We start from the raw sequence: 16,407 nt of genomic DNA, 5'->3' as shown, positions 1-16,407 counted from the left end.
TCCGAGGTAATATATTATGGAAAATTTACAGCATCAAAGTGTTCAAACTGAACGCCGTGTAATGTCGCGTATCGATGCTGCTTTGCGCATCAACTATCAGATTATCTCTGATGATGTTGCACTGAATGATCCTTACGATCCTAATTTTGTATTGCCGCGCTATTTTCTACTACTTGCTGAATTAGATCAATTTGATCATGCACTCAACTACGAATTAGAACAATTAGCTGAGAAAGATCAACAAATTGCTCGAATCTTATCCTTATTTAACCAAAAGTTAAACCTTATTACGGGTTCTTTATACGACGCAATTGTACAAAGCATGTTACCAGTGCCTGAGCATGTGAATTTTTCAGAGACTGGTTTGAGCTTTTTTAGCGAACGCGCGATTAAAGAAGGTACTTATATCCATGTGACCTTAAGCCACCCTGAAAATTTCTTCCATATTGCGGCAACTGCGCAAGTGGTTTATAGCCGTGAAGAAGAAAGCAACTTATACCGTACGGGTGCCTATTTTATCACACTGCTCCCTCAAGACCGCGTCAAACTTGCAGAGTGTATCGCACTGACCCAAAACAAAGAGTGATTTTTAATCAATGTTTTAATTTGTGGGCGAGCTCTCTGTTCGCCCGAAAATCTTTATAAAAATAAACAAACAAGCCTGATAATAGAATCACAGCACCAAGTAAAACCATCAATGATAATTTTTCATCATTCAGTAAAGCACCAAAGAGCATAGCAAGCATGGGTGTGAGTACCGTTGTTAAAGACAAAGTTGTCGCCTTGATGTTTTGTACCAGTTTGAAATAACAAAACATTGCAATCAATGAAGCCATAATCACTGCATAAAATAAGCCAATGAGTGCTTTGGTCGAAGGCATCTGTGTAGGTGCATACTGCCAAATAAAAGGTAGCATTGCAGCAGAAAATAGTGCTGAGATAAGAATCGAACCCGTGGCTTGAGACATGGGCTGTAATGGCGCATTGACTTTTTTCACCCAAAAAATCGACATGCAGTAGACGAATACGCTCATTAACATTAAGACGATACCAACAGGCTGTACGTGCTGATCACTGCCGCCTAAGCAAATAATGGCTAAACCACAGACGGCAATCAACATCCCCATCCATTGCAAGCGATGCAGATAGGTATGAAAGAAGAAACGACCAATCAGACCCGTCATAATTGGTGCCAAACCAAACATCAGGGCAATAATGCCTGAGCTAAGATAGGCCGTTGCCATATAGGTAAAAATCTGAGAACCAATAAAACTAAACGCCCCTGCCAAATAACTGTGCAGGGAGGTTTTATCCATCGGCAGTTTATGTTTAAAAATAAACAATAATGCGAAAGCCAAGGGTAATGCGATAAAAAAGCGTAATGTCAGTGCCCAAAACGCATTGATATCACTTACACTCCAAACGATGGCAAGTGGCGTGGTTGACCAAATGAACACCAACAACGCATAAGTCGTCGCTAGATTTGTTTTAGATGGCATAGTTTTTACTTCTGCGCCGTTTTACGTTTTTGCTTTTGAATGGTTTGATCTAAGCTGCTGGAAAATTCGCGCTTATCACGTTCAGAAATCGGTGCTGGACCACCGGTTTGCACACCTGCGCCCCGTAAAGTATCCATAAAGTCGCGTAAGTGTAGACGTGCTTTGACATTTGCTGTGGTATAAATCTCTCCGCGTGGATGTATCGCTATACCGCCCCGCTCAATCACTTCAGCAGCAAGTGGAATATCCTGTGTCATCACGATGTCGTGCTCTTTCATGCGCTGAATAATTTCTTTATCCGCTGCATCTGCCCCACTCATGACTTGAATCGAGTTAATTCGCACCGAAGGCGTTATCCCAACATTTTGATTGGCGACAAAAGTGACTTCTAACTGGTAACGATCAGAAGCACGAATAATTACATCACGTAAAATGCGTGGTAACGCATCTGCATCCACCCATAATTTAAATGGCAGCACTGATTTTCCATTCACTTTTAAACATGGCCCATAGTAACAAATCTACATGACAATTTGGGAATCTGCATCCGCTGAATGGATCTACATTTCTCTAATCATGAGAATCGAAAAGCTGCAAAATGACTCCAACTTGGGCTTATTTTCCAATGCTTTTACATTTAAATCCTACTGAAAACATTTTTTATGCATGATTTCATGATAAATATGACGTCGGTGACTTGAAAATTTCAAATAACCCTCGATTTATTAACTATGAAACCAACCCAATATCAATTGTGCATATGAAAAAACAAAATAGCCCTGAAATTATCACTATTGAAGATCAAACTTTTGGTAGTCATGTTGAACATTGGAATTTGCTCACCGGCAACCCGACAACAGATGTACCAGTTTGGCTGGGTCAGGCATTGGATGCACCCATTATGCCGATGGGCTTATGTGCACAAGAATCTGATATGGATCAAAGTACATGGCTGATTCAAGGTCCATCTCAAGCGTCTATTCAACTTTGCCAAGTGATTGCTGTAGAAAATAATAAACCTAAAGCCGTTAAAACTGCATTTCCAAGTTTTGATAGCCCATATAAAACCAAAGCCACCATTGAACGTATTATTACCTGTAAATCCAATACGCAAGCTGTGCTTTGCCTCGACTTAGGCGCAAATACCAGTGTGTATGCTTTTGATAGTTTATATAGCGTCAATCACGACCAATATGAAAAAGATGCAAGCTACAGTGTGCAACTCAATGCTTGGGCCTATGAACTCGAAGCTGTCGCAGAACATGAACAGCTTGTCGTTGACGATCCTGCATCGATTAAACATCATCGTGCTTTAAACGATATCTTGGCAGCAAACAACGGTGTTGCCCCTGCAGACTTACACGAACAAATTAAAGCATGGCAACCAAAGTCTGAAGATGACAAAGCGCCAGTGACCGTCGATTTTTCTAAAATGGTTGCATACCTATATGGTGAAAATCTTGGACAAGAAGATGAAGCATGGTTCCAAGGGCATATAGTTGGCAAAACCGCCATGCAATTTAAAGAGCAAGACTATACGCTGTATGATGTGACCTTAATCCACGAAGAAAACCAAGAAGCGGTGATTGTTCGTGTTGCAACACGAAATCCAGCGCATAAAGATTTCAATGTTGGGCAATATATTCGTGGCAACCTGTGGATACAAGCCAATATTTACGCGAAATCTGCCTAATTTAAATTCAAAAACCCAATTTCAAATAAAAAAAACCGCCTCAGTGCGGTTTTTTTATTTCTCGCTAATCATGTGTATTCGCTGAATATTTAAATGATTGATTATTTCTTATCCACAAGCCAGTCAATATATTCTATTTTTAAATTCAAATTAAAATAACTTATCCACAATATTAAATTCAAAATAATGCTGCTAAATAAATCCATCTGCAAAGGATAAAATATAAAAATTTAATATAAATAAATAAGATAGGAAATTTATGAAACTAAATTTATCAATTCAGTTGCTTATTTTTAAATAAACTAAATAGTTTAGTAAGTTTACGGCAGATAGTACTTTATTTAATCAAATAATTATGTTAAAAATGCGTTTAAGAAACAGTTATTAACGATAAATAGATCGGAAAGAATATCTATGAAAGTCGTGCAAGAAGAAAACTTATCGCAAGTTGACCATCACATGGAATCTCGATATCAAATCGAGCCAATGTCCTGCTTATTTTTTATGTTAGGTATGCTGATTTGTGCATACGTTTTACATACTTTTATTTTTTAATCTATTCAATAAAAAAACCGGCATTTGCCGGTTTTTTTATGCCTTTACAATTATGCGTTGCGTTTCGCAAAGTCATCCATAAAGTTAACAAGTGCTTGAACGCCTTCAAGTGGAACAGCATTATAAATACTTGCACGCATACCACCCACTGAACGGTGACCGGCTAAATTCAGCAAGTGGTTTTCTTCAGCTTCTTTCAAGAATTGTTTTTCCAATTCTGGGTTCGCCAAAGTAAATGGTACGTTCATGATTGAACGGAATTCTTTTGCAATTGGGTTCGCATAGAAATCGCTTGAATCGATATAACCATAAAGCAATTCAGCTTTTGCCATATTCGCTTTATAAATTGCGTCTACACCACCCTGCTCAAGTAACCACTCAAAAACAAGGCCAGATAAGTACCATGCATAGGTTGATGGTGTATTCACCATTGAACCATTTTTTGCTTGAGCTGAATATTTCAAGATACTTGGAATATCTGCTTTCGCCTGATCCAATAAATCATCACGAATAATCACCAAAGTTAAACCAGCAGGACCAATATTTTTCTGAGCGCCTGCATAGATTAAACCGAACTTAGATACGTCTAATGGTGCAGATAAAATGCTTGATGAAAAATCGGCAACCAATGGTTTGTCTGTTTCAGGAATGTTGGCAAACTGAAGACCACCAATGGTTTCATTATCTGCATAATGCACATAAGCCGCATCATCAGATAAGTTCCAGGTGCTTTGATCAGTAATCGCAAGTTTACCGTCAATGGTGGTACCCGCTTCAACAACATTAATGTCGCCATAACGCTGTGCTTCTTTCAACGCTTTTTCAGACCAAATACCAGTGTGGATATAGTCTGCTTTGCTGTTTTTACCCAATAGGTTTAATGGGATCGCAGAGAATTGAAGTGATGCGCCACCTTGAAGGAATAACACTTTATAGTTGTCTGGAATATTCATCAGCTTACGAAGATCAGCTTCTGCTTTCTCTGCCACAGCGACATAGTCTTTACTACGGTGGCTCATTTCCATGATCGAAAGGCCTTTGCCTTGCCAGTCAAGCATTTCAGCTTGAGCTTTTTCTAAAACGGCAGTGGGTAATGCAGCAGGACCAGCACAGAAGTTGTACGCGCGCATGAGTTTTCCTTTCAAAGTGAAACACAATAAAATGATGGCATTTAACCATATCTGACGCGTGCTTGCAGTAGTTAAAGCTGAAAATATTCCAATGCTGTCTGACATTTGAAGTCAAATTTTCAATAAAGATCAAAATTAATTCTTATTAATTCAAATTATTAGATTTACTGATATTTTTTATCCCTTGAATTGATGCTAATTTAAGGTCTTGATGTGAGAAAAATGATGTGCGCTACAAAGATAAAATTTATTTACATATGTATATGAAACAATACAACAACTTAGTGAATTTACCCAACTTCATCACAATGACTATAATGAACCCATCCTAGCTGTGAGTGTATTTTTATGCCTTTACCTCGAACAGATTATTCTATAAAAATTAAACATACATTTCGTTCAGGTTTACTGCTTGGCCTTGGTTGTTTCAGTGGCTTTTTTAGCCCCACGGTACTTGCGCAAAGTATCAGTTATAGCCAAGCAGAACAAAGTCTACTCACTAGTTCGTATAGTACTCAGGCCAACCAAGCGCTACAACAATCTGCCGAACTTCAAGCTCAGGCCATTAAAGGCCTTGGTTTACCTCGTGTGGATTTAAACGTCCGTGCCTATGCCTTTCATAATGAACTCGATATTCCTCTCGGCGCCTTAAAAAACAACTTAGAACAAACGCTGAGTAATGGCATTAATAATAAAATTGATGAAAGCTTACCGAGTGATTTGGCAGACCCATTAAAAGACAGTCTGCAACAGCCAATCCGTGATGGTGTCGGATTAATTCCAGATTCTTCCCAAGTGGTCTTAGATGATCAAGTGATCCGCCCTACCGTTTCCGTAATGATGCCGCTGTATACCGGTGGGTTAACGTCTAGCGCCAAGGAAATTGCCAATATCCAAGCCAAACGCAGCGCGATAAGCAGTGAACAACAACAAGATGTGCAACGTTTTGAATTAATCCAAGCCTACTTCAATGCTCAATTACAAAAAAAATTAGTCGAAAGCAGCCGCTTCAATTTAAATGCGATGCAACAACACTATGCCAATGCACTCAAAATGGAACAACAGGGTTTCATTAGCAAAGGCCAGCGTATGCAATTTGAAGTGGCGAAGAATAATGCGCTCAGCACTTTTCAAAATACTGAAGCGAATCTCCGCTCTAGCTTATTTAAGTTAAACAACTTAATGCAAAGCAGCCAAATTACTGATCTTTCAACACCATTATTTATCAATCAGCAACACAATCAAAATATAACCGCCTTACTAAAAAGTTATCAGGATAAGTCTAGTTTGGTGCGTAAAATGCAATTGGACAGTCAATTGGCCGGTGCCAATGTGAAAGCCCAAAGCGCAGCAAAAAAACCCAACGTCTTTGCATTTGGCGAATATAGTCTCGACGATAAACAAAACTGGATCGTTGGTGTTGCCGCTCGCTACAACTTATTTTCAGGTATTGATAAAAACAAATCCGTACAAGCTGCCGAACTTCAACGCTATGCTTCTGAGTTAATGACTGAACGTACCAAACAAGAAATTGAAAGTCTGATTTATAGCTCGTTTAATGAAGTCACCAGCGCTCAGCAAAGTCACCTGTTGTTACAGCAAAATCTAAAAGCCGCACAAGAAAATTTAAGAATCCAACAACTTTCATTTAAGGAAGATATGGGAACAGCCACACAAGTGATTGATGCACAAAATGCACTGAGTGGGCTACAAAGTGAAATGGCGCTCAATGCTTATAAATACGTGATGTCACTCGCAACACTGCTACAAAGTCACGGGAGCATTGACCAGTTCCAAAGCTATATCAATCAATCACACACCGATTACATCCGTTAAACTTAGACTGGGGAAATGCACATGAATCAGGATTCAACTGATCAACCAAAAGACACCTCAACTGAGGATAAATCATCTGTTACATCAACAAATGATACGGTTGTACCAAAGCCTGTTATGGAAAACAGTAGTACGCAAGACGAAATCGCGATGGATAAAAAGCCGACAGAATCTGTTAATTCAACGTCTCTAGAGCAAGACCACTCTTTCTCCCCATCAAAAGACCAACATAAGAAATCTATACTGATAAAAATTGCCGTTGGCATTATATTGATACTACTTTTAGCATTGATTGCATTTGGCTTATGGAAAAGTTATCAGCCCAAGCAGGTTGAATTACAAGGTCGAGTTGAGGCTGAAACCATCCACATTAGTACCAAAGTACCCAGTCGTATCGAAGAAATATATGTGCATGACGGTGAAAAAGTACAAGCAGGTCAAGCACTGGTTCGTTTAACCAGCCCTGAAGTCGATGCAAAGAAACAACAGGCTTTAGCTGCTCTCCAATCTGCGCAAGCACTGCAATCCACAGCTGAACGTGGCTCTCAACAAGAAAATATTGATAGTTTATATGCCAATTGGCAAAGTCTAAAAGCACAGCAACAATTGGCGCAAACCACCTACCAACGTGGTCAAAACCTTTATAAAGAAGGTGTCATTTCACGACAACGCCGTGATGAAATGCAAGCTGCCGCAGTGTCTGCTGCACAAATGACAGAAGCGTCTTATCAACAATATGCGCGTGCAAAACGTGGCAGTACACCACAACAACAAAGCTCGGCAGATGCCCAAGTCAAGATTGCGCAAGCCGCGTTGGCTGAAGCCAATGCACTTGAGGCTGAAACAAAGTTATTTGCACCGTCCAATGGCACCATTTCAAAAACCTATGGCAAAGTTTCAGAATTAGTTGCGATGGGTGTGCCCGTTGTAAGCCTGATTCAAGATGATAGCTTATGGATTAGCTTAAATGTCCGTGAAGACCAGTATGCTCAAGTGTATCAACTCAAGACCATGCATGGATTTATACCCGCACTGAACAAATCTGCCGATTTTAAAATTGATCACATCGAAGCCGAAGGTGAATTTGCAACGATTAAAACCACGCGGCAAACGGGCGGCTATGACATTCGTAGTTTTAAAGTCCAACTGAAACCCGCTCAGCCGATTGCTGACTTAAAAGTGGGTATGAGCGTGTTGTTTAAAATTGAAGAGCGTAAATAATGTTTAGGGGCATTCTGCGTGAGTTTCGCTATTTGATGCAGCATAAATGGGACTTGTCTATGGTCACACTTGCCCCTGCCCTTGTGATTTTGCTCTTTACTAATATGTTTGCTCAAGGCAAACCAGATCATTTACCTATCGCGATCATAGACCAAGATCAAAGCAATTTAAGCCGTAACATTACTCATTTTGCGCAGCTCAACCATACTTTAAATGTAGCCACCATTACACCCAGTATGGACGATGCTGAAAAGCTTTTAAATCAGACTCAAATTTGGGGCTATATTCATATTCCTGCTGGCGCAGAGCAACGACTGGTTCAAGCAAAAGATGCAGAAATCAGCATTGCCTATAACCAAAGCTATTTTAGTGTCGGCAATAGTATTTCATCAGCCATGTTACTGAGTACACTGCAAGCCATGGCCGATTTTAGTGGTCATCAGTATTTAGAAAATACTATCCCCTACCTCGATGCACCGACACCCAATGTCAAAATTTCACCCTTATATAATCCGGGTTTAAATTATGAGTTCTATTTAGAGCCTTATATGATTCCTGCGATTCTGCATTTATTACTTTGTTGCTGTGTCGCATTTTCAGTCGGTCAAGAAATCAAATATGGCACTGTAAATCAATGGGTGAATCCAAGTTCTATCTTTCAAGCTTTAATCGCTAAAAATCTCAGTTATGTTTTCATTTTTACCGCTTGGACATGGGCGTGGATGTTGTGGCTAATCGCGTTTCGAGGTTGGTTTGTTCAGGGTTCATTATTGCTAATTTTGCTCGGGCAATTGTTTTTTTATACAGCCTATGCCTTTATCAGCTCTACTGTAGTTTTGGCGACACGTGATCTCACCAAGTCCTTTGGTTTTATAGCGGTATATGGTGGCTCATCACTGAGTTTTGCAGGGGTAACATTGCCGCTGAATAATGCGCCAATGTTTACAAAGTTCTGGGCCAATATTATTCCCTATACGCCTTATGCCAAATTACAAACAGAACAATGGGTCATTGGTAGCCCAATCTCTATTTCAATCACACCGCTTGTCACCCTGATCATTTACTGTCTGTTCTATTTTGTTCTTGCCAGCTTTTTTTTACGGAAAGTACTGAAGGAGCAAATCATATGAATAAAATCGTGTTATTTTTAACAGCTTTGCTCAGATACTATGTTCAAACCTTTAAAGATATTGTGAAGCACAGTTCGATTTTTACCACTTTGGTGCTTTCTGTTTTTCTTTATAGTTTTTTTTATCCCATTGCTTATCAAGCGGAACACGCAGAATCGCTCCCCATCATTGTGGTAGATGAGGAACAAAGCATACTCACCAATACGATTATTGGTGCTGTAGCCAATAGTCCCAATGTAGAAATTCGAGCTGTGACTGGTAATTTTTCTGAAGCTGAAAATATGCTCCGAAGTCAGCAAGCTGACGGGATTTTACTGCTGCCGAGTAATCTTTCAAATAGCATTCGCCGTGGTGAAACCGGTGGAATTGGTTTATATCTCAGTGCTGCAAATTTTCTAAAGACTCAAAAAATTGGCTTAGGTTTAGCCAGTTCTATGGAAAATGCCCTAGTCGAATATGCAGAAAAATTCCAGAACATAACAGATTTTAGCCCGGCTTTGTCTATCCATAAGATTCCATTATTTAATCCACTTTCAGGCTATGGCAGCTATATTTTCCCAGCGGTTGCTCCCTTAATTATTCATCAGACGATTTTATTGGGTCTATCCATGCTGATTGCGACCTATCGACAAAACACCACTTGGCGTCCGAGCTATTCACAATTAGCTGGCATCTTCTTGTGTATTTTGACTATCGGGACTTTAGGGTGCTTCTATTTATTTGGTTTTACTTTTTGGCTGAATGATTATCCACGAGGTGGAAATTTTTGGGGTATGTTCATTGCTGTACCCATTTTCCTCAGTTGTATTATTGCAATGACCCTCTATCTCGCCACTTTTCTTGACCTGCCAGAACGTGCAGGACATGTCATCGTTTTTAGTTCTATTCCGCTATTTCTACTTTCGGGAACGGCATGGCCGCATGCAGCTATGCCTGAATGGATGCAAATACTCGCTCAAGCATTACCTTCGACCCAAGGCATTCAAATGTTCCTTCAACTCAATCAGATGGGTGTGCCTACAGTAATCGTCATCCCAAAACTGCTTTACCTCACAAGTATTGGACTGATTTTTTTATGTCTTACTGTCTGGCGTTTAAAGCTTTCCAAACGATAATGCTGTTTGCGCTGTTAAACATGTCTAGATCAAGCGAAATGCGTTCAAACCTATTCATCATGGACTCGAACGCTTTGCTTCTAATCATGTCTCAAATTTAAATTCTTGCTGTCATCTATTAGCTGTATGCATTTGGCCTGACAGTCGATGCTTCATCCACTTGAATATCAAAATCATCTACATCTGAGGTGATCTCAGTAACCAAATCATCTGACTCTTTTTCTGCAGCGTTTTCAAGCCAGAATCCTTTCACTTTATCGTCCCCATCATGACCTGCAAAGACCACACTCATATATAGTTTTTTTTGCGGATAATCATATTTATACACAATCGTTGTGGTCTCCCCTTCTCCCAGCCGAGTATTTGCCATTCGCTGAATCACTTCCGCCTCAGCGCTAGGTTGACCTGCTGGAATCAGCTTTTTCATACGCGAGAACAGCTCCGGATCTGCCAGCATCGCATCACGAACATTTTCTTCAACCAATGCCAAAAAGCTATCTTGATGGGGTTGGTGTAGTGCTGCGAATAATTTTTCTGACTTGATACGCTGTGAGCTTGTCTCACTTGGTAGGGTTGATTCGAATTTTGCAATCAAGAAATCGCCAATTTTTTCACAAGCCGTTATAGGTAAGATTAAAGCAATGATGACGACTAATTTTTTCAACACCGTACAAGCCCTCTGGTTATTATTAAAATATATAAAGTTAAAATTTAGTTAGGATAATCTGTGTGATTTATAGAATTTTCACTGATTTATCTGCCTCACAAGTATAAAGCAAACTTCTATATAAAAATGAAAAATACAGGCTCACAATTAGTTTTTCGATCTTTCTAGGCAAATCAGAGATTTTGTGAAGTGTTCATTAATAACTCAATTTTATTCGTTCTATAAATTAAACTTAATAATCAAATCGCTTATACAACTAAAAATGATAATTTATCGATCAAACAGTTTGGTTTTGATCAAAATCGTTGGCTGTATTCTCATATAAACTGCAAAATATTATCGTATTTATCTCCCAAATTATTCAGAACTTTTTGTCATGGCGGATTCAGTCTGTCTGCAACATTTGTTCGTGGATGACTGTGGGCTTTTTTCTCCCAAATCTGACATAAGAGCTGATGTATGAAAAAGATTAAGGTGAGCCTTGCCTGGCAAATCGTGATTGCTCTCATTCTAGGTATACTTGTTGGTGCTTTCCTACACTATTCTCCTGAATATCGTGATGCTTTAGTTAATAACTTTTTGACTCCTTTGGGCTCAATTTTTATTAACCTCATTAAGATGATCGTTATTCCGCTTGTTGTGTCGATGCTTATTTTAGGTATTGCCAATACAAGTCACGGTAGTAACTTAGGTAAACTTGGTTTCAAAACAATTATTTATTTTGAAATCATTACCACCGTTGCTATTTTAGTCGGTTTAGTTGCAGCCAACGTATTCCAACCTGGTGCCGGCATTGATATGTCTGCATTGACGCAAGTCGATATTTCAAAGTATCAAGAAACAACACATGAAGTCAGTGAACATTCTCATGGTTTGATTCAAACAATACTTTCACTTATTCCATCTAACTTTTTTGCAGCTTTGACGAGTGGTCAAATGCTCCCAATCATCTTTTTCTCTGTGATGTTTGGTGTAGGTTTAGGTGCGCTTGATCAGGAAGTAAAACAACCTTTAATTAAAGTGTTGACCGCTGTTTCTGAAACGATGTTTAAAGTTACGCACATGATCATGATGTTTGCACCTATTGGTGTATTCGGCTTGATTGCAGCGACTGTTGCAAATTTCGGCTTCAGCTCTCTTGTGCCACTGCTTAAACTCGCAGTTTTAGTTTATGGTGCAATTTTCTTCTTTATTTTCATTGTATTAGGTGCAGTTGCTAAATTCTGTGGCTTCAGTGTTTGGGCCATTATCAAGATCTTAAAAGATGAATTGATTCTCGCGTATTCAACTGCAAGTTCTGAAACCGTCCTCCCCCGTATTATGGAAAAAATGGAAGCTTATGGTGCTCCGAAACCGATTACCAGTTTCGTGATTCCAATTGGCTATTCATTTAACCTCGATGGTTCGACCCTATATCAAAGTATTGCGGCTATCTTTATTGCTCAGCTTTACGGGATCGATCTGACAATCACTCAACAAGTGATTCTAGTACTGACCTTGATGATTACCTCTAAAGGGATTGCAGGTGTACCAGGCGTTTCTTTCGTGGTCTTGCTAGCGACTCTCGGCAGTGTCGGTATTCCACTTGAAGGTCTAGCATTCATTGCTGGTATTGACCGTATTTTAGATATGGCACGTACTGTACTAAATGTGATTGGTAACGCGCTTGCGGTACTGGTGATCAGTAAATGGGAAGGCCAATTTGATACTGAAAAACAAAAAAATTATGCCGCTAATCTAAAAGATGCCGCTTAATTTTATGTCATAAAAAAGGACGCTTCGGCGTCCTTTTTTACAGCTTTGTTTTATTTTTCCAAACTTTATTTATTTTTTTCGCCAAAAACTGAAATATTAAAATCTCGAATTTTGTTACTTCCTGCGGGTTTATCAAAACTTACATCATACTGTACAAGGTTTTTATTGGTATAACCGTACTCATAAGTGACCGTATATAAAGACGGTTTTTCAGTCGATTTTTCAATGTGCTTAGCCACTATATTTTTGCGTGAGTAATCTTGTTTCGGAATACCTCGTGCAAATTTACGCAGCTCTTTTTCATTCTGTTCAAACTTGGCTTTGAGTTCTGGTTCAAAGTAGGTATACAACTTTTCAAAATTGCCTTCACGTAATTGATCATAGGCAGCTTGGGCAACTTCAGTCTGTTCAGCACTTGGGTCTGGGATTGCATTTAAGGCTTTTTGGCCAATTTGGTCACAACCGCCAAGCCCAATAAGTGAAACCATTGCAAAATATTTTAATTTCATATTGTACTCATCAATCTAAAATTATCTGTCTATAAAAAAGGACGCCGTAGCGCCCTCTTTTCTCAATCTTCAATTAGTCTTCTTCAGGCTCATTGAGATCTGATTCATTGTCATTTTGATCAATAATCGTTGAGTCATCTACAAGTTGCTCAGTTTCGATTGCTTCCACTTCTTCAAAAGTTTCGTCTTCTTCAACTGCTTCGATCGCCACAACACCGACTAAAATTTCGCTTTCACCTAAACGGATCAAACGAACACCTTGAGCATTACGACCTGTTTGTGCCACTTCAGACGCACGTGTACGAACCAACGTACCGCCATCTGAAATTAACATTAGCTCTTTAGACGCATCAATCGCTACCGCACCAACAAGTTCACCGTTACGTTCAGATGTTTTAATTGCAATAACACCTTTACCGCCACGTTTCTTGGTTGGGAAGTCATCTACTGGTGTACGTTTACCATAACCATTAGCTGAAGCACAAAGTACTTCACCAGTTTCCGGAACAACCACCAATGACACTATACGGCTAATGAAAGCTGAATCAGAGGTATCTTCATCATCAGACTCTACATCCGCATCTTCAGCGTCTTCAGCTTGAGCTGCTGCACCAATGGTCACGCGCATACCACGAACACCTTTGGCAGAACGACCCATTGAACGCACGTCAGTTTCGGCAAAACGAATGGCTTTACCTTCGTTTGAGAACAACATGATTTGTTGTTCGCCGTCGGTAATGGCAACACCGATTAAGGTGTCATCACCATTGAGTTCAATCGCGCGTAGACCGTTTGAACGAACATTCGAGAATTGTTCTAACTCAACACGTTTAATCGTACCGTATTCTGTTGCCATAAATACGTAGAAGTTTTTACGAACGGCTTCCGCTTGCTGTGCGAAGTCATTGATGATTTCATCATCAAGATCAGTCGTAGATAACTCTAGACCCAATTGTTTCAACTGAATACGAAGTGCGTCAGATAAATCATCTGCGCCGTCTTCAGTCTCAGCAAGCGCAGCTTCTAAGCGAGCAAAATGACTATTAATCACTTCATTGGTTTGTAGCTGTGCACTATTGGCTTTTACAAATGCTTTAAAGTCAGCCAAACGTTCTTTAAATTTCTTCGGCGCATCAACCACAGGTAAAATAGCGGTGATGGTTTCGTTTTCATCTAATGGCAATAAGTTCACCATCGGACGACCTTTCGCACCACGAGATGCTTGAGGTACTTCATACACTTTCAAACGATAAACTTTACCCACATTGGTAAAGCAAAGCACTGTTGCGTGGTTTGAAGTCACGATCAAATGCTGGATGTAATCGTCTTCTTTCATTGAAGTTGCAGACTTACCACGTCCACCACGACGCTGTGCAGCGTAGTCTGACAATGGTTGAGTTTTTGCATAGCCTGATTTAGAAACAGTTAGTACCATTTGCTCTTCAGGGATTAAATCTTCACGAGAGAAGTCGATACGTGATTCCACGATATCGGTACGACGTGCATCGCCATATTGTTGAAGGATTAAAGCCAATTCTTCTTTAATCACGTTCATCAATAAGTTGAAATCGTTCAAAATTGCCGTGTATTCAGCAATTTGACCAAGAATTTCTGTATATTCAGCTTGTAACTTGTCTTGTTCTAGACCGGTTAAGCGATGTAAACGAAGTTCTAAGATCGCACCTACTTGGGTTGGAGACAGACGATAAATATCACCTGTTAAACCAAATGGACGTGCTGGATCTTCGCCTTCAATTTCATCTGGACGGACAGATACCGCACCCGCTTTTTCAAGCAATGCAACGACACCACCGCCTGCCCACTCGCCCGCTTGTAAACGTTCGCGCGCTTCGCTTGGATTTGCAGATGTTTTGATGGTTTCAATGATCGCATCGATATTTGCCAGAGCAACCGTCAAACCTTCTAAGATATGTCCACGTTCACGTGCTTTACGCAATTCGAACATGGTACGGCGTGTAACCACTTCCTGACGGTGACGGATAAACGCTGCAATAATATCTTTCAAGTTCATTAACTTAGGCTGACCATTATCGAGGCAGACCATGTTAATGCTGAATGAATTTTCTAATTGGGTATTTTGGAATAAGTTATTTACAATCACTTCAGCGTTTTCACCACGCTTCAAGTCAATTGCAATACGCATCCCTTCTTTATCTGATTCATCACGAAGTTCAGAAATACCTTCAAGTTTTTTCTCTTTGACCAACTCAGCAATACGTTCAATGGTTTTTGCTTTGTTAACTTGATAAGGAATTTCAGTGAAGACAATCGTGCTACGGCCCGATTTTTGGTCTTCTTCAATGTGATATTTACCACGGATGTGCAAACGGCCTTTACCAGTACGGTACGCATCGACAATGCCTGATTTACCGTAAATGATACCGCCTGTAGGGAAGTCTGGACCAGAAATATGTTCCATTAACCCTTCAATGCTGATGTGCGGATCGTTGGCATAAGCAAGACATGCATTAATGACTTCTGTCATGTTATGCGGAGCCATATTGGTTGCCATACCTACAGCAATACCAGCTACACCGTTAATCAACAAGTTAGGCACACGTGTTGGCATGACTTGTGGAATACGTTCAGAACCGTCGTAGTTGTCTTCCCACTCTACGGTATCTTTCTCAAGATCCGCTAAAAGTTCGTGGGTTAATTTACGCATACGAACTTCGGTATAACGCATTGCTGCTGCACTGTCACCATCGACAGAACCGAAGTTACCCTGACCATCAACCAATTGATAGCGTAAACTGAAATCTTGAGCCATACGAACAATGGTTTCGTATACAGCTAAGTCACCATGTGGGTGATATTTACCGATGACGTCACCGACTACACGGGCAGACTTTTTGTAAGCTTTGTTGTAGTCATTGCCCAATTCGTGCATTGCAAAAAGCACACGACGGTGAACAGGTTTGAGACCATCTCGGACATCTGGCAACGCGCGTGACACAATCACACTCATTGCATAATCGAGATATGAGCTCTTCAGTTCATCCTCAATGGCAATCGGTCTAATTTCCGATACGCTCATGCATACTCCTTGTTATACAAGCAGAATTCTGCCCGCATTTATATATCGTAAATCTGTAAAAATTAGTTCAAAAAATACTGAACCAATATCAAAAATCAAGTCGGACAGTATAGCATAAAAACCCTGATTTTTGTGCCAATCATCTTGCACTAGAACCATGATTTTTTGTATTTATTTTAAGCATTTTGATTTTATTTGCTGTGAAAAAAACCTCTACGAATAGAGGTTGTTTAATGTTC

At 39.8% G+C, this 16,407-nt stretch carries 13 protein-coding genes; 7 read left to right on the top strand and 6 right to left on the bottom strand.

The features are described 5' to 3' along the window. Positions 1-16: 16 nt before the first annotated feature. Entirely contained in the window at positions 17-586 is a 570-nt protein-coding gene (locus LXF01_RS05125) for a PilZ domain-containing protein (protein WP_078192054.1), read from the top strand. Between the two features lie 7 nt (positions 587-593). Here the strand turns inward: LXF01_RS05125 and LXF01_RS05120 are convergent, their stop codons facing one another. Together LXF01_RS05120 and LXF01_RS05115 are read right to left on the bottom strand one after the other, a co-directional pair. Next, positions 594-1,499 (bottom strand): DMT family transporter, encoded by a 906-nt coding sequence (locus LXF01_RS05120; RefSeq protein ID WP_233945129.1) that lies wholly within the window; start codon positions 1,497-1,499, stop codon positions 594-596. A 5-nt stretch (positions 1,500-1,504) separates the two neighbouring features. Beyond that, positions 1,505-1,993: a YaiI/YqxD family protein gene (locus tag LXF01_RS05115; protein ID WP_372491130.1), complete on the bottom strand. Its 489-nt coding sequence runs from the start codon at positions 1,991-1,993 to the stop codon at positions 1,505-1,507. A 266-nt stretch (positions 1,994-2,259) separates the two neighbouring features. Here LXF01_RS05115 and LXF01_RS05110 point away from each other — a divergent pair, with 266 nt between their 5' ends. Next, positions 2,260-3,192 carry a hypothetical protein gene (locus LXF01_RS05110; RefSeq protein WP_180009976.1) on the top strand — a complete coding sequence of 311 codons (933 nt, stop codon included), beginning with the start codon at positions 2,260-2,262 and terminating at the stop codon, positions 3,190-3,192. 605 nt (positions 3,193-3,797) lie between these two features. Here the strand turns inward: LXF01_RS05110 and serC are convergent. Next, positions 3,798-4,877 (bottom strand): 3-phosphoserine/phosphohydroxythreonine transaminase, encoded by a 1,080-nt coding sequence (serC, locus tag LXF01_RS05105; protein ID WP_078192058.1) that lies wholly within the window; start codon positions 4,875-4,877, stop codon positions 3,798-3,800. A 348-nt stretch (positions 4,878-5,225) separates the two neighbouring features. Here serC and LXF01_RS05100 point away from each other — a divergent pair, with 348 nt between their 5' ends. Genes LXF01_RS05100 through LXF01_RS05085 form a run of 4 tightly spaced genes read left to right on the top strand, consistent with a single transcriptional unit; the run spans position 5,226 to position 10,179 of the window. Next, positions 5,226-6,713, top strand: a complete 1,488-nt coding sequence (locus LXF01_RS05100) for a TolC family protein (RefSeq protein WP_233945128.1) — start codon at positions 5,226-5,228, stop codon at positions 6,711-6,713. Positions 6,714-6,734: 21 nt separating this feature from the next. Continuing rightward, on the top strand, positions 6,735-7,934 hold the full coding sequence (locus LXF01_RS05095) for an HlyD family secretion protein (RefSeq protein WP_373684050.1): 1,200 nt from the start codon (positions 6,735-6,737) through the stop codon (positions 7,932-7,934). After that, a complete protein-coding gene (locus tag LXF01_RS05090; protein WP_233945127.1) occupies positions 7,934-9,064 on the top strand; it encodes an ABC transporter permease in 1,131 nt (376 codons plus the stop codon). Before LXF01_RS05095 ends, LXF01_RS05090 begins: the two co-directional genes overlap by 1 nt. Further along, positions 9,061-10,179, top strand: a complete 1,119-nt coding sequence (locus LXF01_RS05085; protein WP_233945126.1) for an ABC transporter permease — start codon at positions 9,061-9,063, stop codon at positions 10,177-10,179. The genes LXF01_RS05090 and LXF01_RS05085 overlap by 4 nt, the downstream gene beginning before the upstream one ends. 118 nt (positions 10,180-10,297) lie before the next feature. On the opposite strand, the gene LXF01_RS05080 is transcribed toward LXF01_RS05085, so the two are convergent. Beyond that, on the bottom strand, positions 10,298-10,846 hold the full coding sequence (locus LXF01_RS05080) for a hypothetical protein (RefSeq protein ID WP_233945125.1): 549 nt from the start codon (positions 10,844-10,846) through the stop codon (positions 10,298-10,300). A gap of 459 nt (positions 10,847-11,305) precedes the next feature. Here LXF01_RS05080 and gltP point away from each other — a divergent pair, with 459 nt between their 5' ends. Next, complete coding sequence (gene gltP / locus LXF01_RS05075) at positions 11,306-12,601, top strand: glutamate/aspartate:proton symporter GltP (protein WP_078190399.1); 1,296 nt, start codon at positions 11,306-11,308, stop codon at positions 12,599-12,601. Between the two features lie 65 nt (positions 12,602-12,666). On the opposite strand, the gene LXF01_RS05070 is transcribed toward gltP, so the two are convergent. Beyond that, positions 12,667-13,110, bottom strand: a complete 444-nt coding sequence (locus LXF01_RS05070; RefSeq protein ID WP_233945124.1) for a DUF3887 domain-containing protein — start codon at positions 13,108-13,110, stop codon at positions 12,667-12,669. A 73-nt stretch (positions 13,111-13,183) separates the two neighbouring features. Then, entirely contained in the window at positions 13,184-16,168 is a 2,985-nt protein-coding gene (gene gyrA, locus LXF01_RS05065; RefSeq protein WP_233945123.1) for a DNA gyrase subunit A, read from the bottom strand. Positions 16,169-16,407: the final 239 nt, after the last annotated feature.

The sequence above is a fragment of the Acinetobacter sp. SH20PTE14 genome (genome assembly GCF_021391555.1).
GTDB lineage: Bacteria > Pseudomonadota > Gammaproteobacteria > Pseudomonadales > Moraxellaceae > Acinetobacter > Acinetobacter amyesii.
This window is presented reverse-complemented; position numbering and strand designations above follow the sequence as displayed.

Coding starts and splice junctions, on each gene's coding strand:
- LXF01_RS05110 (WP_180009976.1), top strand. CDS start 2,260: ATGAAAAAACAAAATAGCCCTGAAATTATCACTATTGAAGATCAAACT.
- LXF01_RS05120 (WP_233945129.1), bottom strand. CDS start 1,499: ATGCCATCTAAAACAAATCTAGCGACGACTTATGCGTTGTTGGTGTTC.
- LXF01_RS05125 (WP_078192054.1), top strand. CDS start 17: ATGGAAAATTTACAGCATCAAAGTGTTCAAACTGAACGCCGTGTAATG.
- LXF01_RS05100 (WP_233945128.1), top strand. CDS start 5,226: ATGCCTTTACCTCGAACAGATTATTCTATAAAAATTAAACATACATTT.
- LXF01_RS05085 (WP_233945126.1), top strand. CDS start 9,061: ATGAATAAAATCGTGTTATTTTTAACAGCTTTGCTCAGATACTATGTT.
- gyrA (WP_233945123.1), bottom strand. CDS start 16,168: ATGAGCGTATCGGAAATTAGACCGATTGCCATTGAGGATGAACTGAAG.
- gltP (WP_078190399.1), top strand. CDS start 11,306: ATGAAAAAGATTAAGGTGAGCCTTGCCTGGCAAATCGTGATTGCTCTC.
- serC (WP_078192058.1), bottom strand. CDS start 4,877: ATGCGCGCGTACAACTTCTGTGCTGGTCCTGCTGCATTACCCACTGCC.
- LXF01_RS05095 (WP_373684050.1), top strand. CDS start 6,735: ATGAATCAGGATTCAACTGATCAACCAAAAGACACCTCAACTGAGGAT.
- LXF01_RS05090 (WP_233945127.1), top strand. CDS start 7,934: ATGTTTAGGGGCATTCTGCGTGAGTTTCGCTATTTGATGCAGCATAAA.
- LXF01_RS05070 (WP_233945124.1), bottom strand. CDS start 13,110: ATGAAATTAAAATATTTTGCAATGGTTTCACTTATTGGGCTTGGCGGT.